Origin of the sequence: Roseibium aquae (assembly GCF_008711285.1) — a bacterium.
GTDB lineage: Bacteria > Pseudomonadota > Alphaproteobacteria > Rhizobiales > Stappiaceae > Roseibium > Roseibium aquae.
In genome coordinates this window covers 54,203-79,810 of record NZ_VXDC01000012.1, presented here as the reverse complement: position 1 = coordinate 79,810, position 25,608 = coordinate 54,203, and the positions used below count along the sequence as shown (strand labels likewise).

21 protein-coding genes are annotated in these 25,608 nt (G+C 60.7%); all 21 read left to right on the top strand.

Going from position 1 to position 25,608, the window contains the following annotated elements:
• Positions 1-4 precede the first annotated feature (4 nt).
• Positions 5-1,444, top strand: coding sequence for an NADH-quinone oxidoreductase subunit NuoN (nuoN, locus tag F0184_RS17525; RefSeq protein ID WP_150497503.1), 1,440 nt, complete (start codon positions 5-7; stop codon positions 1,442-1,444).
• A gap of 8 nt (positions 1,445-1,452) precedes the next feature.
• Entirely contained in the window at positions 1,453-2,232 is a 780-nt protein-coding gene (locus F0184_RS17520; protein WP_150497502.1) for a biotin--[acetyl-CoA-carboxylase] ligase, read from the top strand.
• Positions 2,233-2,272: 40 nt separating this feature from the next.
• Positions 2,273-3,952, top strand: coding sequence for a ribonuclease J (locus tag F0184_RS17515; protein WP_150497501.1), 1,680 nt, complete (start codon positions 2,273-2,275; stop codon positions 3,950-3,952).
• Between the two features lie 33 nt (positions 3,953-3,985).
• Positions 3,986-4,390, top strand: coding sequence for a methylmalonyl-CoA epimerase (gene mce / locus F0184_RS17510; protein ID WP_150497500.1), 405 nt, complete (start codon positions 3,986-3,988; stop codon positions 4,388-4,390).
• Positions 4,391-4,397: 7 nt separating this feature from the next.
• Positions 4,398-4,670: a DUF1467 family protein gene (locus F0184_RS17505; protein ID WP_150497499.1), complete on the top strand. Its 273-nt coding sequence runs from the start codon at positions 4,398-4,400 to the stop codon at positions 4,668-4,670.
• 614 nt (positions 4,671-5,284) lie between these two features.
• Entirely contained in the window at positions 5,285-6,613 is a 1,329-nt protein-coding gene (gene proS / locus F0184_RS17500) for a proline--tRNA ligase (RefSeq protein WP_150497498.1), read from the top strand.
• 72 nt (positions 6,614-6,685) lie between these two features.
• Entirely contained in the window at positions 6,686-7,987 is a 1,302-nt protein-coding gene (locus F0184_RS17495) for a lipoprotein-releasing ABC transporter permease subunit (RefSeq protein ID WP_150497497.1), read from the top strand.
• Complete coding sequence (locus F0184_RS17490) at positions 7,987-8,730, top strand: ABC transporter ATP-binding protein (RefSeq protein ID WP_150497496.1); 744 nt, start codon at positions 7,987-7,989, stop codon at positions 8,728-8,730. Before F0184_RS17495 ends, F0184_RS17490 begins: the two co-directional genes overlap by 1 nt.
• Positions 8,731-9,419: 689 nt before the next feature.
• Positions 9,420-12,899, top strand: a complete 3,480-nt coding sequence (gene dnaE / locus F0184_RS17485; protein WP_150497495.1) for a DNA polymerase III subunit alpha — start codon at positions 9,420-9,422, stop codon at positions 12,897-12,899.
• 205 nt (positions 12,900-13,104) lie between these two features.
• A complete protein-coding gene (gene rpsB / locus F0184_RS17480; RefSeq protein WP_150497494.1) occupies positions 13,105-13,908 on the top strand; it encodes a 30S ribosomal protein S2 in 804 nt (267 codons plus the stop codon).
• Between the two features lie 144 nt (positions 13,909-14,052).
• Positions 14,053-14,970 carry a translation elongation factor Ts gene (gene tsf / locus F0184_RS17475; protein ID WP_150497493.1) on the top strand — a complete coding sequence of 306 codons (918 nt, stop codon included), beginning with the start codon at positions 14,053-14,055 and terminating at the stop codon, positions 14,968-14,970.
• Positions 14,971-15,038: 68 nt separating this feature from the next.
• Positions 15,039-15,758: a UMP kinase gene (gene pyrH / locus F0184_RS17470; RefSeq protein ID WP_150497492.1), complete on the top strand. Its 720-nt coding sequence runs from the start codon at positions 15,039-15,041 to the stop codon at positions 15,756-15,758.
• 112 nt (positions 15,759-15,870) lie between these two features.
• Positions 15,871-16,434 (top strand): ribosome recycling factor, encoded by a 564-nt coding sequence (gene frr / locus F0184_RS17465; protein WP_150497491.1) that lies wholly within the window; start codon positions 15,871-15,873, stop codon positions 16,432-16,434.
• A 38-nt stretch (positions 16,435-16,472) separates the two neighbouring features.
• Positions 16,473-17,240 (top strand): isoprenyl transferase, encoded by a 768-nt coding sequence (locus tag F0184_RS17460; protein WP_150497490.1) that lies wholly within the window; start codon positions 16,473-16,475, stop codon positions 17,238-17,240.
• Positions 17,237-18,106, top strand: coding sequence for a phosphatidate cytidylyltransferase (locus F0184_RS17455; protein WP_150497489.1), 870 nt, complete (start codon positions 17,237-17,239; stop codon positions 18,104-18,106). Before F0184_RS17460 ends, F0184_RS17455 begins: the two co-directional genes overlap by 4 nt.
• A 13-nt stretch (positions 18,107-18,119) precedes the next feature.
• Positions 18,120-19,361 (top strand): 1-deoxy-D-xylulose-5-phosphate reductoisomerase, encoded by a 1,242-nt coding sequence (gene dxr, locus F0184_RS17450; protein ID WP_244299305.1) that lies wholly within the window; start codon positions 18,120-18,122, stop codon positions 19,359-19,361.
• Between the two features lie 108 nt (positions 19,362-19,469).
• On the top strand, positions 19,470-20,606 hold the full coding sequence (gene rseP, locus F0184_RS17445) for an RIP metalloprotease RseP (protein ID WP_150497488.1): 1,137 nt from the start codon (positions 19,470-19,472) through the stop codon (positions 20,604-20,606).
• A 168-nt stretch (positions 20,607-20,774) separates the two neighbouring features.
• Complete coding sequence (gene bamA, locus F0184_RS17440; protein ID WP_150497487.1) at positions 20,775-23,153, top strand: outer membrane protein assembly factor BamA; 2,379 nt, start codon at positions 20,775-20,777, stop codon at positions 23,151-23,153.
• Between the two features lie 98 nt (positions 23,154-23,251).
• Positions 23,252-24,289, top strand: a complete 1,038-nt coding sequence (gene lpxD, locus F0184_RS17435; protein ID WP_150497486.1) for a UDP-3-O-(3-hydroxymyristoyl)glucosamine N-acyltransferase — start codon at positions 23,252-23,254, stop codon at positions 24,287-24,289.
• A 50-nt stretch (positions 24,290-24,339) separates the two neighbouring features.
• Positions 24,340-24,804 carry a 3-hydroxyacyl-ACP dehydratase FabZ gene (fabZ, locus tag F0184_RS17430; protein ID WP_150497485.1) on the top strand — a complete coding sequence of 155 codons (465 nt, stop codon included), beginning with the start codon at positions 24,340-24,342 and terminating at the stop codon, positions 24,802-24,804.
• A 6-nt stretch (positions 24,805-24,810) separates the two neighbouring features.
• The gene (lpxA, locus tag F0184_RS17425; protein WP_150497484.1) at positions 24,811-25,608 is read left to right on the top strand and encodes an acyl-ACP--UDP-N-acetylglucosamine O-acyltransferase; all 798 of its coding nucleotides are present in this window, start codon (positions 24,811-24,813) and stop codon (positions 25,606-25,608) included.

The following is a 25,608-nucleotide window of genomic DNA, read 5'->3' as shown; positions in this document are numbered from 1 at the left end:
TTTGATGTCGGAAGTGACCCAAGTTCCTGATCTCATGCCCGTTATGCCGGAAATCATTCTGGCACTCGGCGCCATGGCCCTGTTGATGATCGGCGTGTTTGGCGGCAAGTCGATCACCCACCTGGTGTTCGGCCTGGCCATGGGGCTTCTCGCCGGCACCGGGCTTGTCATGCTGTTTCTGCCGACCCTTGGCGTGACGTTTGGCGGGTCTTTCGTGGCCGACGAGTTCAGCTACTTCATGAAGTTGCTCGTGCTGACCGGGTCGTTCTTCGCGATTGCCATGTCGTGGGCCTATGCCAAGTCGCAGAGCTTCGACAAGTTCGAATATCCGGTTCTGATCTTGCTCGCGACGCTCGGCATGATGCTGATGCTGTCGGCCAACGACATGATCGCGCTGTATCTGGGCCTTGAGCTGCAAAGCTTGGCGCTTTATGTCGTCGCGGCGATCAACCGTGACAGTGTCCGCTCGACCGAAGCCGGCCTGAAATACTTTGTGCTGGGAGCCTTGTCATCGGGCATGCTGCTTTATGGCATGTCGCTGGTCTACGGCTTCACCGGCCAGGTTGGCTTCGAGCAGATCGCCGGAGTGCTGGCCCAGGAGGGGGCATCCCTAGGCCTTGTTGTCGGCATGGTTTTCATCCTTGCCGGCCTTGCCTTCAAGATTTCCGCGGTTCCCTTCCACATGTGGACGCCGGATGTGTACGAAGGCGCGCCGACACCGGTCACCGCTTTCCTGGCGGCGGCGCCGAAGGTTGCCGCGATGGGCATGACCTTGCGGATCGTGATTGACGGGTTCAGCCCCGTGACCCACGAGTGGCAGCAGGTTATCGTCTTCGTGTCGATCGCGTCCATGGCGCTTGGGGCCTTCGCCGCGATCGGCCAGACCAACATCAAGCGCCTGATGGCCTATTCCTCGATTGGCCACATGGGCTACGCGCTCGTTGGCCTGGCGGCCGGCACACCTGCCGGCGTGGAAGGCGTAATCTTCTACATGACCGCCTATCTGGCCATGACACTCGGTGTCTTTGCCTGCATCTTGTCGATGCGCCGCAAGGACGGCATGGTCGAGGACATCTACGAATTGTCGGGCCTGTCGCGCACCAATCTGCCGATGGCGGTGATTCTGGCCATGCTGCTCTGGTCGCTGGCCGGTATCCCGCCGTTTGTCGGCTTCTTTGGCAAGTGGTTTGTGTTTTCCGCCGCAGTTGAGGCCGGGTTGTATCCGCTCGCGGTGATCGGTGTTCTGACGTCGGTGGTGGGCTGCTATTATTACCTGCGGATCATCAAGGTCATGTTCTTCGACGAGCCGGCCGAGAAATTCGATGCCATGCCAATGGAGTTGCGTGTCGTGCTTGGATTGTCCGGTGCCTTCATCGTCCTCTTCGCCATCATGCCGGGTCCGATTGTTTCGGCGGCTGAAACGGCAGCGGGGTCGCTGTTCTGATTGAACGTGTGACAAAAGAACAGGGACTTGGCCCGGCGTTCGATGCGCCGGGCTTGCGCGTTGAGCGCCATGACACGGTGACGTCCACGAACACCCTGGCGTTCGAACGTGCGCGCGGCGGTGATCCCGGCGGGCTCTGGATTGTCGGTCAGGAGCAGACCCAGGGCAGGGGCCGGCGCGGCCGTCATTGGTTTTCCGGACGCGGCAACCTATATGCCAGTCTGTTGCTGATTGATCCCGAGCCGGCACAGCGCATTGCGGAGTTGCCGCTGCTTGCTGCGGTGGCCCTGAGCGAAGCAATCGACGCGGCCTGCGGCACGCACAAGCTGGCAAGGCTCAAGTGGCCAAACGACCTTCTGGTCGACGGCGCGAAAGTGTCGGGTATCCTTCTTGAAGCCGAGAACCTGGGCGACGAACGGCAAGCGGTGGTGCTCGGTTTCGGCGTGAATGTGGCGGTCCATCCGGCAGACGGTCTCTATCCCTGCACCGGCTTGTCAGCACTTGGATACAGGTCGGATCCAGACAGCGTTTTTCAGCATCTGGCCGGGGCGCTGTCCCTGTGGCTTGGAATTTGGGCCAAGCCTGACGGTTTCGCCCATGTGCGGACAGCATGGCTTTCGCGCGCCGCGCATCTTGGCCAGCAGATTACCGTGCAGAACGGATCCCGCGAAGTGACCGGCGTGTTTCGCGACCTGGACGATCAAGGGCATCTTGTCCTTCAGCCCGCCGATGGCGGTCTTATGACCATCTATGCCGGAGACGTTTTCCTGCCTGGCTCGCAGCGTTAAACGCTCGCCAGGCATTTCTCTCAGACTTGGAGCAAACCAAATGGCGAAAGCCAGAACCAAATCGGACGATCTGATCTTTCTTCCTCTCGGAGGTGTTGGCGAGATTGGAATGAACCTTGCCCTTTATGGGGTCGGTCCCGAAGACGCCCGGTCGTGGCTGATTGTGGATTGCGGCGTAACATTCGCCGGTCCGGATCTGCCGGGCATCGATCTTGTCGTCCCGGATATCAAATTTCTGGAAGACGAAGTCGACAACATTGTCGGTATGGTGATTACCCATGCCCACGAGGATCACTACGGCGCCGTTCTTCACCTGTGGCCTTTCCTAAAGGTACCGGTCTACGCGACGCCGTTTACAGCCGGTCTTCTGGCCGCGAAGGTGGAGTCGGAGCCAGGGGCGGAGGAAGTGCCGGTCACCGTTGTCAATCAAGGCGACCGGATCGATATCGGCCCGTTTGATGTCGAGTTCGTCGCGATGGCCCATTCCATCCCCGAACCATGTGCGCTTGCGATCCGCACGCGCTCGGGGATGGTCCTGCACACTGGTGACTGGAAGATCGATATGACCCCGGGCGTGGGGAAGCCTATTGATCTTGCAAGATTGGCCGAACTCGGGCGGGAAGGCGTGATGGCCCTCGTCTGCGACAGCACGAATGCGATCCGCGACGGAATGAGCCCGTCCGAGGCCGATGTCGGTGTTGAACTGACGAAAATCATGAAAACGGCAAAGAACCGCGTTGCGGTCACCACGTTCGCGTCGAACGTCGCGCGGATCCGGGCCATCGCGGAAGCGGCAGCGGCCGCCGACCGTGAAGTGGTCGTCGTCGGCCGGTCCATGCACCGGGTGATCGAAGTGTCCAGTGAACTCGGCTACATGGACGGGCTCAAACCCTTCCGCGACGAAGAGGCTTACGGGTATTTGCCGCGGGACAAGGTGGTGCTGCTGTGCACAGGGTCCCAGGGTGAAGCCCGGGCCGCGCTTGCGCGGATTGCCGCCAACGATCACAGGCATATCGCCCTTTCCAAGGACGACATGGTGATCTTTTCGTCCAGAACGATTCCCGGCAACGAAAAGGCCGTGATCGACGTCATGAACAATCTCGCCCAGCAGGACATCGAGATTGTCACCGACCGCGATGCGATGGTGCATGTCTCTGGCCATCCGCGGCGTGGTGAGCTGGAGCAGCTCTACAAGCTCGTCCAGCCCAAAGTCGTGGTTCCGGTTCATGGCGAACCGATGCATCTTTCCGCGCACGCGGCCTTTGCCAAAGCCCAGGGCGTTCGGGAAGTGGTGCGGGCCAAGGATGGGGATATCGTGCGGTTGAACGAGGGCGCTGCTGGGGTGATCGACGAGGCGCCCTTCGGGATCATGGTGAAGGATGGCTCCATCCTCGACGATCCGGAGGTGACCGGCGTGAATGAACGGCGCAAACTCTCCTTTGCCGGCGCGGCGGTGATTGCTTTGGTCGTCAACCGGGCCGGGGACCTGTTGGACGATCCTCAAGTTGCGCTGATGGGGCTGCCTGATACCGATGACGAGGGCGAGCCGATGGAGGATATCGTGTCCAAGGCTGTCGTGGGAGCGGTTTCCAGCATCCCGAAAGCCCGGCGTAAGGACAAGGCGCTGGTCGGCGAGGCGGCCCGGCGTGCCGCGCGCAGCGCGGTTTTGGATGTGTGGGGCAAAAAGACGCTTTGCAAAGTGATGGTAAGCCAGCTTTAACACGCGTCCTGGCCAAAGCGGGGGAGGAGTGAAATGATTGGACGGTTGAACCACGTCGCCATTGCGGTGTCCGATATCGAAGCGGCGGCTGCCGTTTACCGGAATACGTTGGGCGCGGAAGTGTCAGACAAGGTGGCGCAGCCCGATCACGGGGTCAGCACCGTCTTCATCAACCTTCCCAATACCAAGATCGAGCTTCTGGAGCCGCTGGGACCGGATTCGCCGATCGCCAAGTTCCTGGAAAAGAACCCGTCCGGCGGCATTCACCATTTGTGCTATGAAGTCGAGGATATTCGTGCGGCCCGGGACAAGCTTGTCGCGGAAGGGGCCCGTGTCCTTGGAGACGGTGAACCGAAGATCGGCGCGCACGGAAAACCGGTTCTGTTCCTTCACCCCAAGGATTTCTGTGGAACCTTGACCGAACTGGAAGAGGCGTAACTCAAAAATGTCGATCGTCTACGGCATGGCCGTGTTTTTCATGATCTGGTGGATCGTGCTGTTTGCGGTCCTGCCTTTCGGTGTCCGCCAGTCTCAGCATGAGGCGGGAGATGTGGTTCCCGGATCGGAACCGGGCGCGCCGGACATGCCGCGCATGCTGCGCGTGATCATCGGAACGACCATTGTGACGACCGTCATCTTTCTGTCCTACCTGTGGGTGCGCGAATCCGGTTTCTCGCTAGACGATATTCCGTTTTTCACCCCGCCCAGTGACAGATAGTCCGCTTCTGATCCGTTTCAGCGCCTGAGCCTTGCCCGCTTCCGCCCGTCGAGTGCGGATGAACAGGGATGCCCTGTGGAGCAGGAGGCCGCGGCTGCGTGCGAACTGTGGGCAGTTGAATCAGATGCGAATTGACGGGCTCAAAGAAAAAAGGCAGAGCGCTGCTCTGCCTTTATCGAGTTCACGCGTCTAATATCTCTCTGTCCAGCCCTAGCTTATTTGCCATTTTGCTGGAGGCTGCAGCCCTTTCGGGGCGCCCGAGAGATCTTCCTCCCAAGACTCAGACCGCGATGTCTGTCTGAGTGCCTTTTTTGTTTGCGACACTCATTTTTATTGCTGTGAACATTATATGACCAAAAACACGTTGTCACGTATTTGTGCGGTGTAGCTTAAATTTTAAGCTTGCTTAGAACAATGGCAAAAAATCCCAAGGCTAGATTGGTCTCAAGGCCGCGCGCGGATAGCCAGGATTGCGGGGTAGGGCCGGTTCGGCAGAGGCGCGATTTTTGCCCAAAACCCGGTCACGCCGACGCGGCAGGGCTTGTTTTTGTGCCGCGCATGCGGTTTGACTGCGCACCACTTGGCCGATGCCCAGATTTGTTGAGAGAGTTTGCATGCGCCTGACCCGATTTTTTCTGCCGATCTTGAAGGAAACCCCCAAGGAAGCCGAGATCGTCTCCCACCGGATGATGTTGAGGGCCGGGATGGTTCGCCAGCAATCTGCCGGAATCTATTCCTGGTTGCCGCTCGGTCTGCGGGTGTTGCGCAAGATCGAACGGATTGTCGAGGAAGAGCAGGCCCGCGCCGGCGCGGTGCAACTGCTGATGCCGACCATCCAGTCGGCCGATTTGTGGCGCGAGAGCGGGCGCTATGACGCCTATGGCAAGGAGATGCTGCGGATCACCGACAGGCACGACCGTGATATGCTCTACGGCCCGACCAACGAGGAAATGATCACGGATATCTTCCGTGGCTATGTGCGCTCCTACAAGGATCTCCCGCTGAACCTTTATCACATCCAGTGGAAGTTCCGGGACGAGGTCCGGCCCCGTTTCGGCGTGATGCGCGGGCGCGAGTTCCTGATGAAGGACGGCTATTCCTTCGACGTCGACAAGGAAGCGGCGCGCCATGCCTATAACAGGATGTTCGTCTCCTACCTTCGGACCTTCGCGCGCATGGGCCTGAAGGCCGTGCCGATGAAGGCCGATACCGGCCCGATTGGCGGCGACATGAGTCACGAGTTCATCATCCTCGCGGAAACGGGCGAGAGTGAAGTGTTCCTCGACAAGGCCATCCTCGGTCTTGAGATCCCCTCGCAGGACACCGACTTCTTCTCCGATCTGACCCCGATCGTGGATGCCTGGACCGCGCCCTATGCGGCCACCGACGAGATGCACGACGCGGCCGCGTTCGAAGCGCTCGGCCCGGACCAGCGCGTGTCGGCCCGGGGGATCGAAGTCGGCCACATCTTCTATTTCGGCACCAAATACTCCGAAGCGATGGGCGCCAAGGTCGCCACCGCCGACGCCGGTGACGTACCAGTCCACATGGGATCCTACGGCATTGGTGTTTCCCGCCTTCTTGGCGCCTTGATCGAGGCGAACCATGACGCTGAGGGAATCATCTGGCCGGCGGCGGTGGCCCCCTTCCATGTCGGCCTTGTGAACCTGAAATCGGGCGATGAGGAAACGGACAAGGCGTGCGAGGACCTTTACGACAGGCTCACCGCGGCCGGTGTGGAGGTGCTTTACGACGACACCGACAACCGGGCTGGCGCCAAGTTCGCCACGATGGACCTGATCGGCTTGCCCTACCAGCTGGTCGCCGGTCCGCGTGGCCTCAAAAACGGCGTTGTCGAGGTCAAGACCCGGGCAACGGGCGAAAAGGAAGAACTCAGCCCCGATGCGGCCGTGAACAAGCTGCTCGCGGCATTGACGCGCTGAACCGTCTTCGGGATCCTCTGCTCAAGGGATTCGCGGCAGGGCGGGCCAGGCGCGGCAGGAATGGGACGGGACATGAACGCGGTCGAGACGGCAGAAGACGAAGCACGGTCCGGAAAGGGCGCCACCCGGCCCTTTGCTCCATATGAATGGATGATTGCCGGGCGGTATCTGCGCTCTCGGCGGAAAGAGGCATTCATCTCGGTCATCGCCGGGTTTTCCTTCGCCGGAATCATGCTGGGCGTGGCCACGTTGATCATTGTCATGGCGGTGATGAACGGGTTTCGCAACGAGCTGCTGGGCAAGATTCTCGGGATCAATGGGCACATGCTGGTGCAGCCCGTGGACCTTGCCCTGACCGACTACGATCCTGTCGCAAAGCGCCTGGAGGGCGTTCCGGAGGTCATGGCGGCGATCCCCTTCGTGGAAGGGCAGGCGCTGGTGAGCGGCCCGGCCGCCAGTCTTGGGGGGCTGGTGCGCGGCGTTCAGGAACGCGATCTGCGCCGCATCCCGCTGATTGCCGAAACGATCCAGCGCGGCACGCTCGACAATTTTGATGACGGAACGGGGGTCGCGATCGGGTCGCGCCTTGCCCAGAACCTCGGGGTGACCGTCGGCGACCATATCACCATCCTTTCGCCCAATGGCAGCGTCACGCCCATGGGCATCACCCCGCGGCGCAAGTCCTATCCGGTCTCGGCGATCTTCGAGATTGGGATGAGCGAGTATGACGGCACCTTTGTCTTCATGCCGATAACCGAGGCGCAGGCCTATTTCAACATGGAAGGCCGGGCGACGGGCATCGAACTTTATGTGGCGGATCCCGACCGGGTGGGTCTGTTGCGCGCCGCGGTGGAAGAGGGCGCCGGACGGCCGACTTTCGTGACCGATTGGCGTCAGCGGAACGTGACGTTCTTTTCCGCGCTCGAAGTGGAGCGCAATGTGATGTTCATCATTCTCACCCTGATTGTGATCGTCGCCGCTCTGAACATCATTTCCGGCCTGATCATGCTGGTGAAGGACAAGGGGCGGGATATCGCCATTTTGCGGACCATGGGCGCGACGCGCGGCGCGGTCATGCGCATCTTCCTGATCACGGGCGCGAGCATCGGCTGTGTCGGCACGATCGCGGGTTTCCTGCTGGGCCTGGTTGTGTGCTGGAACATCGAAAGCATCCGCCAGTTCATTTCCTGGATGACCGCGACGGAGCTTTTTGATCCCACGCTTTACTTCCTGTCGCGGCTTCCGGCGGATATCGACAATGGCGAAACGGTCACGGTGCTGATCATGGCGCTGGCCCTGTCGCTTTTGGCGACGCTCTATCCGGCCTGGCGGGCAGCGCGGCTCGATCCTGTCGAAGCCTTGAGGTACGAGTGATGAACGCGCCCACCCAGCCCTTGCACCCGGCGGGACAGACCGGGCCGGACGACGCGGGCCGGCGCACCGCCGTGCTCCGCCTTGTGAATGTGACCCGTACGTTCCAGGAGGGCGGCAGGCCGCTTCAGATCCTCAGCGGCGCGAACCTGCAGATGGATGCGGGCGAAATGGTGGCGCTGGTTGCCCCGTCGGGCACGGGCAAGTCGACCCTGCTGCACATTGCCGGCCTGCTGGAACATCCCGATGGCGGCGATGTCTATGTGGGCACAACCAATTGCTCGGAGCTGAGTGACGACGAACGCACCTCCATCCGGAGGAATGACGTGGGTTTCGTCTACCAGTTCCATCACCTCCTGCCCGAATTCACGGCGCTTGAAAACATCATGATGCCGCAGATGATCCGCGGACTGCCGAGAAAAGTGGCGGCCGAGCGGGCGCAGGAGCTGCTCGATTACCTGCGGATGGGGGCAAGGGCAAGCCACCGGCCGTCGGAACTGTCGGGCGGCGAGCAGCAGCGCGTGGCCGTTGCCCGCGCTGTCGCCAATGCCCCGAAAATCCTGCTGCTGGACGAGCCGACCGGCAATCTTGACCCGAAGACGGCGCATTATGTCTTTGACGCCTTGCAGGCCCTGGTGCGGGCCTCGGGCGTGACCACCTTGTTCGCGACCCACAATATGGAACTCGCCGCCCGGATGGACCGCGCGATCACCCTGGAAGCCGGGCAAATCCGTCCCTTCACCTGAACCGCACATCGCCCAGGCGCCCGCCACGGCACGGCCGGCCGATCGCGTGGAATCCCGCATGAACAAAACAGGACCGGCGAAAATCGGTGGCGGATTGTGCGGATCCGGAAAGATGAACAAAAAGGACTTGAAAGAAGTACAAAAATAGAACAATATCGCTTTGTCGGATTGTCCCGGGTTGGAGGATGTGATGGGATACCTAGCGCGCGATGTTGTCGCTTTCGGTTCGCTCGTTTGCTTTTGCGCCACACTGGCCGTTTGGGGGGACGTTCTCCTCGCGGTCGGCTAACGGCCGGTCTCGCCAGCCGCGGCGGTCCTGGCGGTACCCTGGCCGTCTGGCCGTTGGTCCATTTGGCCATCGGGACATGAGCTCCAAGGCCCTACTGCCCGAGAAGAGTGACCCGGGAAGGCTGAGGATCGAAGACCATGGTGGGGGCAGGGCCTGCCCAAAAACCATTTGCGCTCCAGGGTCATCTGTCCGTGATGCATCCTCGGTGCTGATGGATCATCTGTCTCTGAAGGCCTATCGGTGTTGAAGGGCAGGGGCGCCGAGATATCGGGCCCCAAAGCATCTGTTCAACAAACGTCTGTCTTAAAACATCGGGGACAGTGTGCCGCCGGTTCTCGACATTGGTCGCCAATGACCGTTTGTATGCGCTAGGTGTTCATCACGGCGGCGGGAAGAGGGCATGTCCATCGGCACGGGTGCGGTTCAAGACGGCGTAGATCCAAAAGGCCCGGGCTTTGTACACCTGAGGGTTCATTCCGCCCTGTCGCTGCTGGAAGGCGCGCTGCCGATCAAGAAGCTGCTGGATCTGGCCAAGGCCGACGGTCAACCTGCGCTCGCCATCACCGATACCGGGAACCTGTTCGGCGCGCAGGAATTTTCCACAAAAGCCTGGGGGGCGGGCATTCAGCCGATCATCGGCTGTCAGCTGGCCGTTCTGTTCGCCGATGAGCTTGAAAGCGACCGGAGGGGCGAACTGCCTCTGTCGGATCTTGTGCTGCTGGCGGTGTCCGAGACCGGTTACGAGAACCTGATGGAGTTGTCGTCGCGGGCGTTTCTTGACACCGAACCCGGACTGCGGCCCCACGTCACCAGCCGGTATCTGGCTGAAAAGGCAGAGGGCATTATCTGTCTCACAGGCGGCGTGACCGGTCCTGTCGGTAAGGCGCTTTTGGCCGGGCGCAAGCCTCTGGCCCGGTCCCGCCTCGAAGAATTGGCGGCCGCGTTCGCCGGGCGCTGCTATGTGGAGATCCAGCGCCATGGCATGGAGGCCGAACGGCGGACGGAGCCGGCCTTTCTGGATCTTGCTTACACGCTCGGCCTGCCAATCGTCGCGACCAACGAGGCGTTTTTTCCAGTCCAAGAAGACTATGAGGCCCATGATGCGCTGATCTGCATCGCCGAAGGCCGTGTGCTGGTTGAAGACAACCGCCGGCGCCTGACTCCGGAGCATTATTTCAAGACGCGCGCGGAAATGTGCGCTTTGTTCGCCGATCTGCCCGAAGCGCTGGCCTCATCGGTGGAGATCGCGCGCCGTTGCCGCTTCCGGCCCTTGCGGCGCGACCCAATCCTGCCCCGCTTCGCTGGCGCCGATGCGGATCCTGAAAACGCCGAACGCGCAGAGGCGGCCGAACTCAAACGCCAGGCGAGCGAGGGTCTGCGGCGGCGCCTTGAGGCTAACGGGCTGGCCCCGGGTCTGGAAGAAAAGGACTACTGGGACCGGCTCGAGTATGAGACCGGCGTCATCGAGCGCATGAAGTTTCCAGGCTACTTTCTCATCGTGGCCGACTTCATCAAATGGGCCAAGGCCCAGGACATCCCGGTCGGTCCCGGGCGCGGGTCGGGGGCGGGGTCGCTGGTTGCCTGGGCCCTGACCATCACCGACCTTGATCCGATGCGGTTCTCCCTGCTGTTCGAGCGCTTTTTGAACCCGGAACGGGTTTCCATGCCCGATTTCGACATCGATTTCTGCCAATCCCGGCGGGAAGAGGTGATCCGATACGTCCAAGAGAAATACGGCCGGGGCCAGGTTGCGCAGATCATCACGTTCGGATCCCTGCAGGCCCGCGCGGTTCTGCGCGATGTCGGCCGTGTGCTCCAGATGCCTTATGGCCAGGTGGACCGGCTGTGCAAGCTGGTGCCGGCCAATCCGGCCAACCCGGTCACCTTGGGACAGGCGATCGAGGACGAGCCGCGCCTGCGGGAGGCTGCCCGCGAAGAGGAGATCGTCGACCGGCTCCTGACCATGGCGCAAAAGCTCGAAGGGCTTTACCGGCATGCCTCCACCCACGCCGCCGGCGTTGTGATCGGCGACCGGCCGCTGGAGCAGCTCGTTCCGCTCTACCGCGATCCGCGTTCGGATATGCCGGTCGCGCAATTCAACATGAAAATGGTTGAAGACGCCGGACTGGTGAAATTCGACTTTCTCGGCCTCAAGACGCTAACCGTCATTGATACGGCCGTCCGCCTGATCGCCCGCAAGTCGGACAAGATCGATGTCGCGGCGCTGCCATTGGACGATCCCAAAACCTACAAGCTGCTGGCCGCTGGCGAGACATTCGGTGTCTTCCAGCTGGAAAGCCAGGGCATGCGCCGGGCCATCGCCGGCATGAAGCCGGACCGGTTCGAGGACATCATCGCCCTTGTCGCGCTGTACCGGCCCGGCCCGATGGAAAACATACCGGTCTACAATGCGGTGAAGCACGGGGAGCAGGAGCCGGACTGTCTGCACCCGCTGCTGGAGCCGATCCTGATGGAGACCAATGGCATCATTGTCTACCAGGAGCAGGTGATGCAGATCGCCCAGGTCCTGTCCGGCTATTCCCTGGGCGAGGCGGATTTGCTGCGCCGGGCAATGGGCAAGAAGATCGCGGCCGAAATGGAGATCCAACGGGCCCGTTTCGTGGATGGCGCCGTGGAACGGGGCATCGACAGGGCGCAGGCCGGGACGATTTTCGATCTGGTGGCGAAATTCGCCAATTACGGCTTCAACAAGTCCCATGCCGCAGCCTATGCGCTGGTGTCCTATCATACGGCCTGGCTGAAGGCGAACCACCCGGTCGAATTTCTGGCGGCCTCGATGACGCTCGATATGGGCAACACCGACAAGCTGGGCGACTTCCGTCAGGAGGCACGCCGGATGGGAATCGACATCGTTCCGCCCTCGATCAACCGCAGCCAGGTCTATTTCGACGTGTCGAAAGGCAAGATCTTGTATGCCATGGGCGCCATCAAGGGCGTGGGGGAACAGGCCGTCGACCACATCGTTTCAGTTCGCGGCGACAAACCCTTCCGCAGCCTTGGCGATTTTGCCCGCCGGATCTCGCCGCGTGCGATCAACAAGAGGACGCTGGAAAATCTCGCCGCCGCAGGAGCCTTCGACGAGCTGGAGCCGAACCGGGCCCGCGTCCTGGAGGGCCTCGACCGGATCATGGGGCTGGCGCAGCGCACCGAGGAAAACGCGGCCCTCGGACAGAACGAGCTGTTTGGCGGGGGCAGTGCCGAAGAAGACCTTCAACTGCCGGAGGCACAGGCCTGGAGCGCGGAGGAAAAGCTGCAGCGCGAGCACGCGGCGATCGGGTTCTACCTGTCGGCCCATCCGCTGGATGAATATGGCGTGCTGCTGGAGAAGATGCGTGTCCAGCCCTGGGCGAAATTTGCCGAGGCGGTAAAAAAGGGCGCATCCGCTGGACGGCTTGCCGGAACGGTGATCTCCCGGCAGGAACGCAAGACGAAAACGGGCAACCGCATGGGCATTGTTCGCCTGTCCGATTCGACAGGCCAGTTTGAAGGCCTGCTGTTCAAGGAAAAGCTCGAGCAATACCGCGATGCGTTGGAGCCGGGGCGTTCGGTCGTGCTGCTTGTCGGCGCGGACATGCGCGACGACGAACCCTCGATCCGGATCGAGCAGGTTGATCCGGTCGACAAGATGGCGGCGAACATCCAAAGAAGCCTGCGGGTGTTCGTCCGTGACGACCGGCCGGTCCAAAGTCTGGCTCGCCACTTGTCCACACGCGGGGAAGGGGAGGTAACGGTCGTGGTCCTGCTCGAAGAGGTCGGCCGCGAGGTGGAGGTCAAGCTGCCCGGCCGCTACCGTTTGTCGCCCGAAATCGCCGGGGCGCTCAAGGCTGTGCCGGGCGTGACCGACGTGCAAATGGCCTAACGGGGCAGGCCCGCCCCGGGAAACCGGGAATTTGGTCTTGAACTGTCCCTCAAGCCCCCCTATAAGGCGCCCATCCCACACGCAAGGGTCGGATCCCGAGTTGATCGGTGTGTCCTTCCGGTGACGATCGCCTGCGCGCTAAGTGCAAACGACGCTTCACAAGCCCTTGCGGAGGTCAAACCGGAAAACGCAGGAGTTCAGGGCCATGGCATTGCCCGATTTTTCCATGCGTCAGCTGCTGGAAGCTGGCGTTCACTTTGGTCACCAGAAGCACCGCTGGAACCCGCGCATGGGTCCTTACATCTTTGGCGTGCGCAACGATGTGCACATCATCGACCTGGCGCAAACCGTTCCGCTGCTTCATCAGGCTCTCAAGGCTGTCAGTGACACCGTGGCCGGCGGTGGTCGCGTTCTGATCGTTGGCACCAAGCGTCAGGCTCAGGAAGCCGTTGCAGCCTCTGCCCGCAATTCCGCGCAGTATTTCGTGAATGCGCGCTGGCTCGGCGGCATGCTGACCAACTGGAAGACCATTTCCCAGTCGATCCAGCGTCTGCGCAAGCTGGAGGAGACCTTGTCTTCCGACCAGGCGAACGCCTTGACCAAGAAAGAGCGTCTGTTCATGGACCGCGAGCGCGAGAAGCTTGAGCGGAACCTGGGCGGGATCAAGGACATGGGCGGTATTCCCGACCTTCTGTTCGTGATCGACACCAACCGCGAAGCGATCGCCATTCAGGAAGCCCGCCGTCTGGGCATTCCGGTTGCCGCGATCCTCGACACCAACTGCAGCCCGGAAGGGATCACCTACCCGGTGCCGGGCAACGACGATGCAGGCCGTGCGATCACGCTTTACTGCGACCTGATCGCCCGTGCCGCGATTGACGGCATTTCTCGCGCACAAGGCGCTTCCGGTATGGATATCGGCGCGTCAGAAGAGGCTCCGGTCGAAGAGGCGCTTGCCGAGGCTGGCGAGGAAGCTGCTGCCGAAGCGCCGGCTGCCGCGGAAGCCTGATAATGGTGTGCCGCCCGCCGGGCGGCATTTCCCTGTGAGTGATTTGGGTGGGGCTGCATTTTGTTGCAGTCCCGTCATAATGGCGCGGAAAGCCGTCGGCTACACCGTGTGATATCTTTCAACCCCCCATCCACGAGGCGATCGATGAGCATTACCGCTGCGATGGTAAAAGAGCTCCGCGAAAAATCCGGCGCGGGCATGATGGACTGCAAAAAGGCCCTGGCCGAAAACAATGGCGACATGGAAGCCGCCGTTGACTGGCTGCGGACCAAGGGCTTGGCCAAGGCTGCCAAGAAAGCGGGCCGTGTTGCCGCTGAGGGGCTGGTCGGTGTGGCCTCCGAAGGCAACAAGGCTGCCGTGATCGAGTTGAACTCGGAAACTGACTTCGTTGCCCGCAACGAAGGGTTCCAGGATCTGGTCGGCAAGATCGCTCTGGCCGCACTGGGAACCGGTGGCACACTTGAAGCCGTCTCCGCTTCCGATATCGATGGCAAGCCCGCGACCGACGCGATCACCGATGCGATCGCGACCATCGGTGAGAACATGACCTTGCGCCGCACGGCCAAGCTCGAGGTTTCCGAGGGCGTGGTCGCAAGCTACATCCACGGCGCTGTTTCCGAGGGCAAAGGCAAGATTGGGGTCCTGGTCGCACTGCAATCGTCTGGCGATGCCGCCAAGCTCGAAGCGCTCGGCCGCCAGATTGCGATGCACGTGGCTGCGTCGAGCCCGTTGTCGCTGAACACGGAAGAACTCGATCAGGCTGTGATCGAGCGTGAAAAGTCCGTGTTCGTCGAGCAGGCCCGTGAATCCGGCAAGCCGGACAATATTATCGAGAAAATGGTGGAAGGCCGCCTGCGCAAGTTCTACGAGGAAGTGACCCTCGTGAAGCAGGCTTTCGTGATCGACCCGGACAAGACGGTCGAACAGGCCGTCGACGCCCTGGCCAAGGAACTGGGGACGGACGTGAAGCTGACCGGCTTCGTCCGCTTCGCCCTTGGCGAGGGAATCGAGAAGGAAGAGCAGGACTTTGCGGCCGAAGTGGCCGCTGCCTCGGGGCAGTAAGCACACTGAAAAGCGCCGGCATCGACCGGCGCTTTTTTTTGAGACCAACAAGAATCGCAGGTGCTGCCATGACCAAACCTTTGCGCTGGAAACGCGTTCTCCTGAAGCTCTCCGGAGAGGCCTTGATGGGTTCCCAGTCTTTCGGGATCGATCCGATGATCGTGCAGCGCATCGCCAAGGAAATCGCCGATGCGGTGGCGTTGGGAGCGCAGGTCGGTGTGGTCGTTGGCGGCGGAAACATCTTCCGCGGTGTCGCCGTTGCGGCCAAGGGCGGCAACCGGGTAACCGGCGATCACATGGGCATGCTCGCTACGATCATGAACAGCCTGACGCTGGCGGATGCCTTGCGGCGCCTCAAGGTCAATGCGCGCGTTCTGTCCGCCGTCGCGGTGCCGTCCATCTGCGAGACCTTTTCACAGCGCGTCGCGGACCGCTATATGGAAGACGGCGATGTTATCGTGTTTGCCGGCGGGACGGGCAATCCGTTCTTTACGACGGACAGCGGCGCAGCGCTGCGGGCCGCGGAAATGAAGTGCGATGCATTCCTGAAGGGCACGCAGGTCGACGGCGTCTATTCCGAAGACCCCAAGATCAACCCGAATGCGGACCGCTATGACAAGCTCGGGTACGATGAGGTGATCCAGCGGGACCTGAAGGTGATGGACACCACCGCCATTGCGCTTGCCCGCGACAACGACATCCCCGTGATTGTTTTCTCTATCCACACTCCTGGCTCGCTCGTCAGCGTTCTTCAGGAGACCGGAACCTATACGGTTGTCGGCGGTTGATTCTTTTGCCAATAAGCCTTTGAACGGCTCTTGTGTTTCGCCACGGCTGTGCCATTTTTGGCGCCGGCTGCGGCGTCCGATAGCCATCTAACAAGAATGAAGCGAGGACAGTATGTCGGTTGTAGGTGTGGACCTGGATGATTTGTCTCGGCGGATGCAGAGCACTCTCTCTGTTCTGAAAACGGAATTTGCCGGCCTGCGTACGGGGCGTGCGTCGGCATCCATGCTGGAGCCAATTTCGGTCGATGCTTACGGGCAATCGATGCCGATCACTCAGGTTGCGACCGTCAGCGTTCCGGAACCGCGCATGGTCGCCGTGCAGGTTTGGGACAAGAGCATGGTTTCAGCGGTCGAGAGGGCCATCCGCGAGTCTAGCCTCGGCTTGAATCCGGTTGTCGACGGGCAATTGCTGCGCCTGCCAATTCCCGAGTTGAACCAGGAACGCCGTCAGGAACTGATCAAGGTTGCCCACAAATATGCCGAACAGGCCAAGGTGGCCATCCGTCATGTGCGGCGGGACGGCATGGATTCGGCCAAGAAATCCGAAAAAGACGGTGATATCAGTCAAGATGACCTGCGTGTGGCCTCAGATGAGGTGCAGAAACTCACTGACAGCATGATCGCTGAAGTCGATACCATGTTGGCAAAGAAAGAGCAGGAAATTGCACAGGTCTGATTGAAGGACCTCAGCCTTGTCTGTTTGCGGGGGAATTCATGACCGCCATCCCTGAAAGGCTCCAGGAGAGCGTCGACCCGGTCCCCGGGCGCCGCACCTTGCCCAGGCATGTGGCGTTCATCATGGATGGAAATGGCCGTTGGGCCAAGGCGCGCGGCCTCCCCCGGACAGAAGGTCACAGGCGCGGGCTGGAAGCCTTGCGGGAAACGGTGCGCCATGCCGGCGAACTGGGGATCGAGTTCATGACGATCTACAGTTTTTCCTCCGAGAACTGGAACCGTCCCGAGACCGAAGTCAATTTCCTGATGGGTTTGCTGCGCCGGTTCTTGCAACGGGACCTGAGCGAACTGCACAAGGCGAACATCCATATTCGCGTCGTGGGTGAGCGCAACGACCTCGAGCCAGGCATCCGCCGGCTCTTGGAGGAAGCCGAAGCGATCACCCGCCACAACAGCGGCATGACGCTTGTGGTGGCCTTCAATTACGGTGGGCGCAACGAACTGGTGCGCGCGGCACAAAGGCTTGCGGCCCAAGTCGCGTCGGGAGCCATCGAAGCGGACGACATCGACGAAAATGCGATGGCCGCGGCACTCGATACAGCCGGTATTCCCGATCCGGATCTGTTGATCCGAACGAGCGGGGAACTGCGCCTGTCCAATTTCCTCTTGTGGCAATCCGCCTACACCGAGTTCCATTTCACCCCGGTATATTGGCCCGATTTCGATGCCAGCTGCTTCGACGCGGCCCTTGAGGACTATTACGGGCGGGACCGTCGATATGGCGGGCTGACCGCACAGGTCCGATGAACGCGTCCGGACCCGCTCACAATGGACACTCCGGTGGTGCCAAACCGAAATCTGCCTCTGATCTGAAGTTGCGGCTCGCTTCGGCCGTAGTGCTGGGGCCGTTGGTGTTGGCAGCGGCATACCAGGGCGGGCTGATCTTTGTGCTGGTCGTTCTCGCGGCTGGACTGCTTTTTTTGCTCGAATGGCTGACGATGACCGGCACGGCGAAAATGTCGGTTGTCAGCACGGTCGGTTTCTCAACGGTCTTGGCGGTCGGTGTTCTTTACACGCAGGGGTTTCCGGCCGCGGCGTTGCTTTCCGTATGCGCTGGCGCCGGACTGGTTTTGGTTTTATCTGGATTTGACCGGGCCGGACGCTGGGCGGCCGAAGGGACAGTCTACAGCGCCTTGGCGGTGTATGCCCTGCTTGCATCGCGCGCGACAGCCGAGGGAGCGTTTTTCCTCTTCTTCCTCCTGATCGTGGTGTGGGCGACCGATATTTTCGCCTATTTCACAGGCCGCTCGCTCGGTGGCCCGAAACTGTGGCGGCGTGTTTCTCCGAACAAGACATGGTCCGGTGCGATTGGCGGTCTGATCGCGGCCGTCGTGCTGTCCGCCGCCCTGGCGCTGGTGTATGGCCAGGGGCAAATCTGGAAATGGGTGGCGCTTGCGGTCTTTCTGTCGGCTGTCTCCCAAGCAGGGGATCTTCTGGAATCCGCTATCAAACGGAGATTCGCCGTCAAGGATTCAGGCGGGCTCATTCCGGGCCATGGCGGCATCATGGACCGCGTGGACGGCCTCGTGGCAGCGGCGATCGCTGCGGTCGTGATAGGATTGGTGGCCGGAGGGTCCATCGCGGATCCGATCTCAGGTTTGGGGCTAGGCTGACAAAGGGGTAGACTTGGATATCCGTACACATGAACAGGCCGGCCCAAAGGGCTCTGACCAGGAATTGGCCGGCGGAGAACCGGTCAGGGTGATCCTGCTGGGCTCCACCGGATCCGTCGGCAAGAGCGCGATAGACGTGATCCTGCAAGCCCCCGGCCGCTACAAGGTTGTGGCGCTGGTCGCCAATTCCAATGCCACACTCCTGGCCGAACAGGCCAAGGCCGTGCGCGCGGACTGCGCCGTTCTTGCCGACCCCGCGCAACAACCGGTTTTGGAGCAAATGCTTGCGGGCAGCGGCATTGAGACTGGAACCGGGCGTGGGGCGGTTCTTGAAGCTGTCGACCGGCCCGCCGGTATTGTAATCGGGGCGATTGTTGGTTCGGCCGGTTTGGAGCCGACACTTGCCGCCTTGAAGCCCGGCCGCACCCTTGCCCTGGCCAACAAGGAATGTCTTGTGTCGGCTGGCGATCTGTTCATGGAAAAGGTCCGGGCGACCGGAGCCCGGGTGCTGCCAGTCGACAGTGAGCACAACGCGATTTTCCAGGTGTTCGAACGCCACAACGCCGATCGGATAGACAAGATCATTCTTACGGCGTCCGGGGGCCCATTCCGGACACTGTCCCTGGAGGAAATGGCCCGCGTAACGCCTCAAGCGGCGTTGAAACACCCGAATTTTTCCATGGGAAACAGGATCACCATCGATAGCGCCACCATGATGAACAAGGGGTTCGAGGTCATCGAGGCCTTTCATCTGTTCCCCGTGGAGCGCCATCAGCTCGATATTCTGGTTCATCCCCAGCAAATTGTGCATGGGCTCGTGCAATACACCGACGGCTCGCTGCTCGCCCAGATGGGCGCTCCGGACATGCGCACGCCAATCGCCCATTGTCTTGCCTACCCCGGGCGGATGGAGACAACCGTGGAGCGCTTGGATCTGGCCAAGGCAGGTTCCTTGACGTTCGAGGCGCCGGATCTCATGCGATTCCCGGCCTTGGCGCTCGCGCTGTCAGCTTTGGATCGCGGCAACGGCGCGACCGCAGCCCTGAATGCAGCCGATGAGGTTGCTGTGGGCGCCTTTCTGGCCGGGCGCATCGGATATCTGCAGATCGCGGATGCCATTTCCCACGCGATCGAAACGGCGGACAAGGCGGGGCTTCTGGTGCCGCAGGCCGCACTTGGTCATGTGCTGGAGATCGACAAACTGGCTCGGATCTCGGCAGAACAATGGATCGAGCGGGCAGGGGTGCCTATCTAGTGGACATGACCGGTCCGCCAGATCGGACCTGAACATCACGCCGCCGCATTTGTATCTGTTAGTCCGCCTGATGGAAGACCAGCCCCAAGCCAAAATGGAACCGAATTGATGGACATACTCACTACGGCATACGATCTCGTGATCGGCTACATCCTGCCGTTTCTGTTCGTGCTCACGATCGTTGTCTTCTTCCATGAGCTGGGCCACTTTCTGGTGGCCCGCTGGTGCAACGTCAAAGTCTCCGACTTCTCTGTGGGTTTCGGGCGGGAAATTTTCGGTTTCAACGACAGGCACGGGACCCGCTGGAAGCTCTCGCTCATTCCGCTTGGCGGATATGTGAAGTTTGCCGGGGACGAGAATGCCGCAAGTGTCCCGGACCGGGACCTTCTTGCCCAGATGAGCGCAGAGGAACGGCGCACCGCATTTGTCGCAAAGCCGGTCTGGCAAAGGGCGGCTGTGGTGGCGGCCGGACCGTTCGCCAACTTTCTGTTGGCCATCGCCATTTTCACGTTCATCTTCATGGTGTTCGGCAAAACGGTGACGGCACCGATCGTCGATGAGGTTCGGGAGAACAGCGCAGCGGAAGCGGCCGGGCTCCTGCCAGGCGATGAAATCCTTGCGGTAAACGGCCGTGGCATCGAGACGTTCAATGATCTTCAGCGGATTGTGTCTGCAAGCGCCGAGGTCCCTCTGGAGTTGGAGGTCGCCCGGGGAACGACGGTGCTGTCCATCACGGCGGTGCCGCAATACCGTGAAGTCACGGATAATTTTGGAAATTCCCAGCGGATCGGTCTCTTGGGAATCACGCGAAGTGTTGACCAGAACTCTCTGATCCAGAAAGATTTTGGCCCATTAGAGGCTGTCGCCGAAGGGACGCGGGACACGGTTTATGTCGCAGGCCGCACCCTCGACTACATTTGGGGCGTGATTTCGGGCCGCGAATCCGCTGATCAGCTTGGGGGACCAATCCGGGTGGCCCATGTCTCTGGGCAGGTTGCCGATCAGGGGCTTCTCCCCCTGCTGTCTCTCGCGGCCGTTTTGTCGATCAGCATTGGTTTGATCAACCTGATGCCGATACCGATGCTGGACGGCGGACATCTGGTCTACTACGCGGCAGAAGCCGTGCGGGGTAAACCGCTCAGCGAACGGGTGCAGGAAATCGGTTTCCGCGTCGGTTTGGGGATTGTGCTGTTCCTTATGGTGTTCGCGACATGGAACGACGTCCTGCATTTGAGCCGGCTATAGGCGCAGGCGTGACAAAGCCGCAACGCCTTCAAGGCAAATCGGTTTCGGGGCTGGGCACCGGTTGCGTATTTGGCAAAAGTTTGTAAAACGATTGCGGCTGTTGAGAATCTTGCGCGGCGGCGCGGCATCTCGGGCGGGTATTTAGAACAACAAAGGCATAGCGCAAACATGCAGCGATTGCAGAAACTTGGTAGAGCCGCGCTTTTGTCGGCAACATTCCTTTCCGTGACCGCGCTGGTGCCGGTGGGGCCCGGACCGTTCTCGGTCACGACCGCGGAGGCTGCCGTTGCCCGCACCATCGAGGTGCGCGGCAATACCCGTATCGAAAGAGAGACTGTTCTCAGCTATCTGACCATCCAGCCGGGACGCAATTACACCTCGTCCGACATTGATGAATCCCTGAAAGCACTTTTCGCGACGGGGCTGTTCGCAACCGTCGATATCCAGCCGCGCGGCGGTACGGTCGTGGTCACGGTGACGGAAAACCCGATCATCAATCAGGTAGCGTTCGAGGGGAACCGGAAAGTCAACGACAATGCGCTGAGGACGGCGATCCGCTCGCAGGAGCGCTCGATGCTGACCCGCGCGCGCGTCGAATCCGACGTTCAGAACATTCTCGAGGCCTATCGGAGGTCGGGCCGATTCGACGCATCCGTCGAGCCGAAGATCATCGATCGCGGGAGCAACCGCGTGGATCTGGTTTTCGAAATCAACGAAGGCGACAAGACCGGCGTCGAGCGGATCAGTTTTATTGGCAACAATTCGTTCAGCGACGGCCGCCTGCGGGATGTGATCAGGACCCGTCAAAGCGGGCTGCTGAGCTGGTTGCGCAGCACCGATACCTATGACCCGGATCGTTTGGCCGCTGACCAGGAAGCTTTGCGTGAATACTACAATCGCAAGGGTTACGCGGATTTCCGTGTCGTCTCCGCAACTGCGGATCTTGACCGTGAGCAGAACGTCTTTTTTGTCACCTTCACGGTCGATGAGGGGGAGCGGTATGAGTTCGGGGATGTGGAGGTCGTCTCGTCCATTCCCGATATCGACGTTAATGACCTTTATTCCGAGGTTCGCACGCGTCCTGGCAACCGCTTCGATTCCCTGCGGGTTGAGCAGTCGGTCGAAGATCTGACGCTGAAGGCTTCTGAACTGGGCTACGCGTTCGCCCAGGTCCGCCCGCGTGCCTTGCGGAACTACGAAGACAACACCATTTCCCTGATCTATTACATTGAGGAAGGTCCGCGGGCCTATGTCGAGCGGATCAATATCATTGGCAACGACCGGACCCGCGAATATGTGATCCGCAGGGAGTTCGATCTTGCTGAGGGCGATGCCTTCAATCGGGTGCTGCTGGACAAGGCGGAACGCCGCCTGAACAACCTTGATTTCTTCGATAGTGTCCGGATTTCGACCGCGCGCGGCAGTGCGCCGGATCGGGTCGTGATCAACGTGGAAGTCATGGAAAAGGCGACCGGCGCGGTTTCGTTCGGCGTGGGCTATTCGACATCCGATGGCGTGATCGGTGACATCTCGGTGTCCGAGCGCAATTTCCTCGGGCGCGGTCAGTTCGTGAAGGTCGGCGTAGGCGGAGGCACGGATACGCAGACCTACGAGTTCCAGTTCGTCGAGCCGTTTTTTCTTGGCCGGCGGATCGCACTCAGCCTCGATGCATATCGAAGGGTGCAAGATTCCAACGACTACCGGTCCTTTAACGAGGAGCAAACCGGTGGCGGCTTCGGATTCACGCTTCCGCTCCGCGAGGAAGAACTCCGCCTTCGTCTCTACTACAACATCTTCCAGGAGAAGAACGAAGATCCGGATAGCAAGTCGACCGGTGTCGGTAACTGCGACACATCACGCCTATCCCTTGCGGTCTGCGACTCGCTCGGTGAGTACATGACCTCGCTTGTCGGCTACCAGTTGATCTACAATACGCTGAACCGGAACATTAACCCGACCGATGGCTTCTATGCGTCCTTCGGGCAGGAATTTGCCGGACTTGGCGGCGACAGTACCTGGATCAAGACGACAGCCAAAGGCCGCGCTTTCCATGAGGTACTTCCGGACTACGGGATAGTAGGGGCGGTCAAGCTGGAAGGGGGTCATATTCACGCCTTGACCGATGACCGTCTCCGCGTTCCTGAGCAATTCATGCTGGGCGGAAATCTGGTTCGAGGGTTCGAAAATCGGGGTATTGGACCCCGAGACAGCTCGACCGACGATGCGATCGGTGGACGTTTCTACGTGGCTGGCTCTCTTGAGGCCACGTTCCCGTTCCCGATCCTTCCGCCTGAAATCGGCTTGAGCGGGTCCGTGTTTGCCGATGCAGGTTCCGTCTGGGATGCGGACGACGACCTGGTGAATATCGTGAACGGTGGCCCAGGCACGGTTCTGTCCAACGGGTTCGACATTCGTTCATCGGTTGGCGTTGGTATTCAGTGGCAATCTCCGTTCGGTCCTCTTCGGGCCGACTTTGCCTGGCCGGTGTCAAAGCAGGACGAAGACAAGACTCAGCTGTTCCGTTTGAGCGGCGGAACCCGCTTCTAAGCCGCAATGACCGTATGTTGAAACGGCCACCGTGGTTGCGGTGGCCGTTTGCCGTTTGACGGACTGTTTTGCCGAGGGCCAACCGTAGGAACCCGATCATGACCGAGCCGACATTCTTTGAAACGCCGCAACCGGTGGATCTCGCAACGATCGCGGAGTGGGCCGGAGCCGAATTGGTGCGCGGCGACGGGGCCGCTGAAATCACTGGCGTCGCTCCGGTCGAGGCCGCACGGCCCGGCATGTTGGTGTTTTTCGACAACATGATCTATGCCGACCGCCTTGCAGCAACCGAAGCCGCCGCCTGCCTCGTTACCAAAAAGCATCAGGCAAAGGTGCCCGATCATGTCGCTGTCCTTGTGTGCAAGGACGCCTACAAGTCCTGGGCACAGGTCCTGTCCAAGCTTTATCCCGCCGCGGTCGTTCCCGCCGATCCGGGTCCGAACACCATTTCAGAACGGGCTTTGGTCGATCCCGCCGCGCGGCTTGAGCGCGATGTCCGGGTCGAGGCGGGGGCCGTCATCGGCGCGGGTGTGGAAATCGGGTCTGGCACGGTTGTGCGCGCAAACGCGGTCATTGGCCCCGGTTGCCGCATCGGCCGCCATTGTGTGGTCGGGCCGAATGTCACGGTGCAGCATGCGCTTATCGGTGACCGTGTGTATCTTCATCCCGGCGTGTGCATTGGCCAGGATGGATTCGGGTATGCCATGGGGCCGCAAGGGCATTTGAAGGTTCCGCAGATCGGCCGGGTCGTCATTCAGGACGATGTCGAGATCGGCGCGAACACGACCGTCGATCGGGGTGCCAACCGGGACACGGTCATCGGTGAGGGCACCAAGATCGACAATCAGGTCCAGATCGGACACAACGTCGAAATCGGCCGGCATTGTGTGATTGTGTCCCAGGTTGGCCTGTCCGGTAGCTGCAAGCTCGAGGATTTCGTTGCGATCGGTGGCCAGTCGGGTGTGCGCGGACACGTGACCATTGGAATGGGTGCCCAGATCGCTGCGGTCAGTGTGGTGAATGACGATGTTCCCGTCGGTGGACGTTACGGTGGAACGCCGGCAAAACCGGTCAAACAGTGGTTTCGTGAGGTCACCGCCCTGCGGAAGCTTGCCGAGCGGACCCCATCGACGTAAACGAAGTCTTAACAGGATCGCGCCGGAGCCGACACTAAGGGAAAACGGGAATGGACGCACAACAAGACAAGACGCTCACTAGCGCCGACATCATGAAAATCATGCAGCTGCTGCCGCATCGCTATCCCTTTCTGCTGATTGACAAGATCATTGAAATGGATGGCGATGAAAGCTGCATCGGGATCAAGAATGTCACGGTCAATGAACCCCAGTTTCAAGGGCATTTCCCGGAAAGGCCGATCTTTCCCGGCGTGCTTTTGATTGAGGCCATGGCTCAGACGGCCGGGGCGCTCTGCGTCCACTCGCTGGGTGCCGATAGCCCTCCGCAGCTCGTCTATTTCATGACCATTGACAAGGCCAAGTTCCGCAAGCCGGTGGAGCCGGGGGACCAGGTTCATTTCCACGTCAAGAAAATCAAGCAAAGGTCCAACATCTGGAAGTTCGAGGCGATTGCCAAGGTGGACGGGGCGAAGGTCGCCGAAGCCGAGATCAGTGCAATGCTTGTGGACGCGTGAGGTCATATGGCTGAAATCCATCCGTCCGCGGTCATCGAGGATGGCGCTAGAATCGCGGAGACCGCCAAGATCGGTCCATATTGTGTTGTCGGCGCGAATGTGGACCTCGGCGAAAACGTCGTTCTGGAATCGCATGTGGTCGTCACCGGGCATACGAGCGTCGGTGAAGGCACGCATATCTTTCCGTTCGCAAGCATCGGTCATCAGCCGCAGGATCTGAAATACGCCGGCGAGCACACGACACTGGAAATCGGAAAAAACAATCGGATCCGCGAGCACGTCACGATGAACCCGGGCACCGCCGGTGGCGGCGGTGTGACCCGGGTCGGTGACAATGGGCTGTTCATGATGAGCTCGCATGTCGGCCATGACTGCCTGGTCGGCGACAATGTCATTCTAGCCAACAATGCCACGCTTGGTGGTCACGTGGAACTGGCCGATCACGTTATCCTCGGCGGTTTGAGCGCTGTTCGCCAGTGGACGCGGATTGGAACCGGCGCCATCGTTGGCGGGATGACCGGGGTTGAATTCGATGTCATTCCGTTTGGCTCGGTCATCGGCGATCGCGCCAAACTGGCCGGGTTGAATCTGGTCGGCTTGAAGCGCAAGGAGGTCCCGCGCGAGCAGATTCATGCCCTGCGGGCCGCCTACAAGGAGCTTTTCGATCAGGAGGAAGGCACATTGCGCAGCCGGGCCGAGGCGCTGGCTGCGCGAAGTGAGAACCAGCCGCTGGTGAAGATCGTGACGGACTTCATTCTGAACAAGGATGACCGGCGGTTCTGTACACCGCGCAGCGGCGAGTAA

What these genes read in the sequence shown, in the direction of transcription:
- nuoN (WP_150497503.1), top strand. Translation starts at nt 5, where the DNA reads ATGTCGGAAGTGACCCAAGTTCCTGATCTCATGCCCGTTATGCCGGAA.
- F0184_RS17515 (WP_150497501.1), top strand. Translation starts at nt 2,273, where the DNA reads ATGGCGAAAGCCAGAACCAAATCGGACGATCTGATCTTTCTTCCTCTC.
- mce (WP_150497500.1), top strand. Translation starts at nt 3,986, where the DNA reads ATGATTGGACGGTTGAACCACGTCGCCATTGCGGTGTCCGATATCGAA.
- F0184_RS17505 (WP_150497499.1), top strand. Translation starts at nt 4,398, where the DNA reads ATGTCGATCGTCTACGGCATGGCCGTGTTTTTCATGATCTGGTGGATC.
- proS (WP_150497498.1), top strand. Translation starts at nt 5,285, where the DNA reads ATGCGCCTGACCCGATTTTTTCTGCCGATCTTGAAGGAAACCCCCAAG.
- F0184_RS17495 (WP_150497497.1), top strand. Translation starts at nt 6,686, where the DNA reads ATGAACGCGGTCGAGACGGCAGAAGACGAAGCACGGTCCGGAAAGGGC.
- F0184_RS17490 (WP_150497496.1), top strand. Translation starts at nt 7,987, where the DNA reads ATGAACGCGCCCACCCAGCCCTTGCACCCGGCGGGACAGACCGGGCCG.
- dnaE (WP_150497495.1), top strand. Translation starts at nt 9,420, where the DNA reads ATGTCCATCGGCACGGGTGCGGTTCAAGACGGCGTAGATCCAAAAGGC.
- rpsB (WP_150497494.1), top strand. Translation starts at nt 13,105, where the DNA reads ATGGCATTGCCCGATTTTTCCATGCGTCAGCTGCTGGAAGCTGGCGTT.
- tsf (WP_150497493.1), top strand. Translation starts at nt 14,053, where the DNA reads ATGAGCATTACCGCTGCGATGGTAAAAGAGCTCCGCGAAAAATCCGGC.
- pyrH (WP_150497492.1), top strand. Translation starts at nt 15,039, where the DNA reads ATGACCAAACCTTTGCGCTGGAAACGCGTTCTCCTGAAGCTCTCCGGA.
- frr (WP_150497491.1), top strand. Translation starts at nt 15,871, where the DNA reads ATGTCGGTTGTAGGTGTGGACCTGGATGATTTGTCTCGGCGGATGCAG.
- F0184_RS17460 (WP_150497490.1), top strand. Translation starts at nt 16,473, where the DNA reads ATGACCGCCATCCCTGAAAGGCTCCAGGAGAGCGTCGACCCGGTCCCC.
- F0184_RS17455 (WP_150497489.1), top strand. Translation starts at nt 17,237, where the DNA reads ATGAACGCGTCCGGACCCGCTCACAATGGACACTCCGGTGGTGCCAAA.
- rseP (WP_150497488.1), top strand. Translation starts at nt 19,470, where the DNA reads ATGGACATACTCACTACGGCATACGATCTCGTGATCGGCTACATCCTG.
- bamA (WP_150497487.1), top strand. Translation starts at nt 20,775, where the DNA reads ATGCAGCGATTGCAGAAACTTGGTAGAGCCGCGCTTTTGTCGGCAACA.
- lpxD (WP_150497486.1), top strand. Translation starts at nt 23,252, where the DNA reads ATGACCGAGCCGACATTCTTTGAAACGCCGCAACCGGTGGATCTCGCA.
- fabZ (WP_150497485.1), top strand. Translation starts at nt 24,340, where the DNA reads ATGGACGCACAACAAGACAAGACGCTCACTAGCGCCGACATCATGAAA.
- lpxA (WP_150497484.1), top strand. Translation starts at nt 24,811, where the DNA reads ATGGCTGAAATCCATCCGTCCGCGGTCATCGAGGATGGCGCTAGAATC.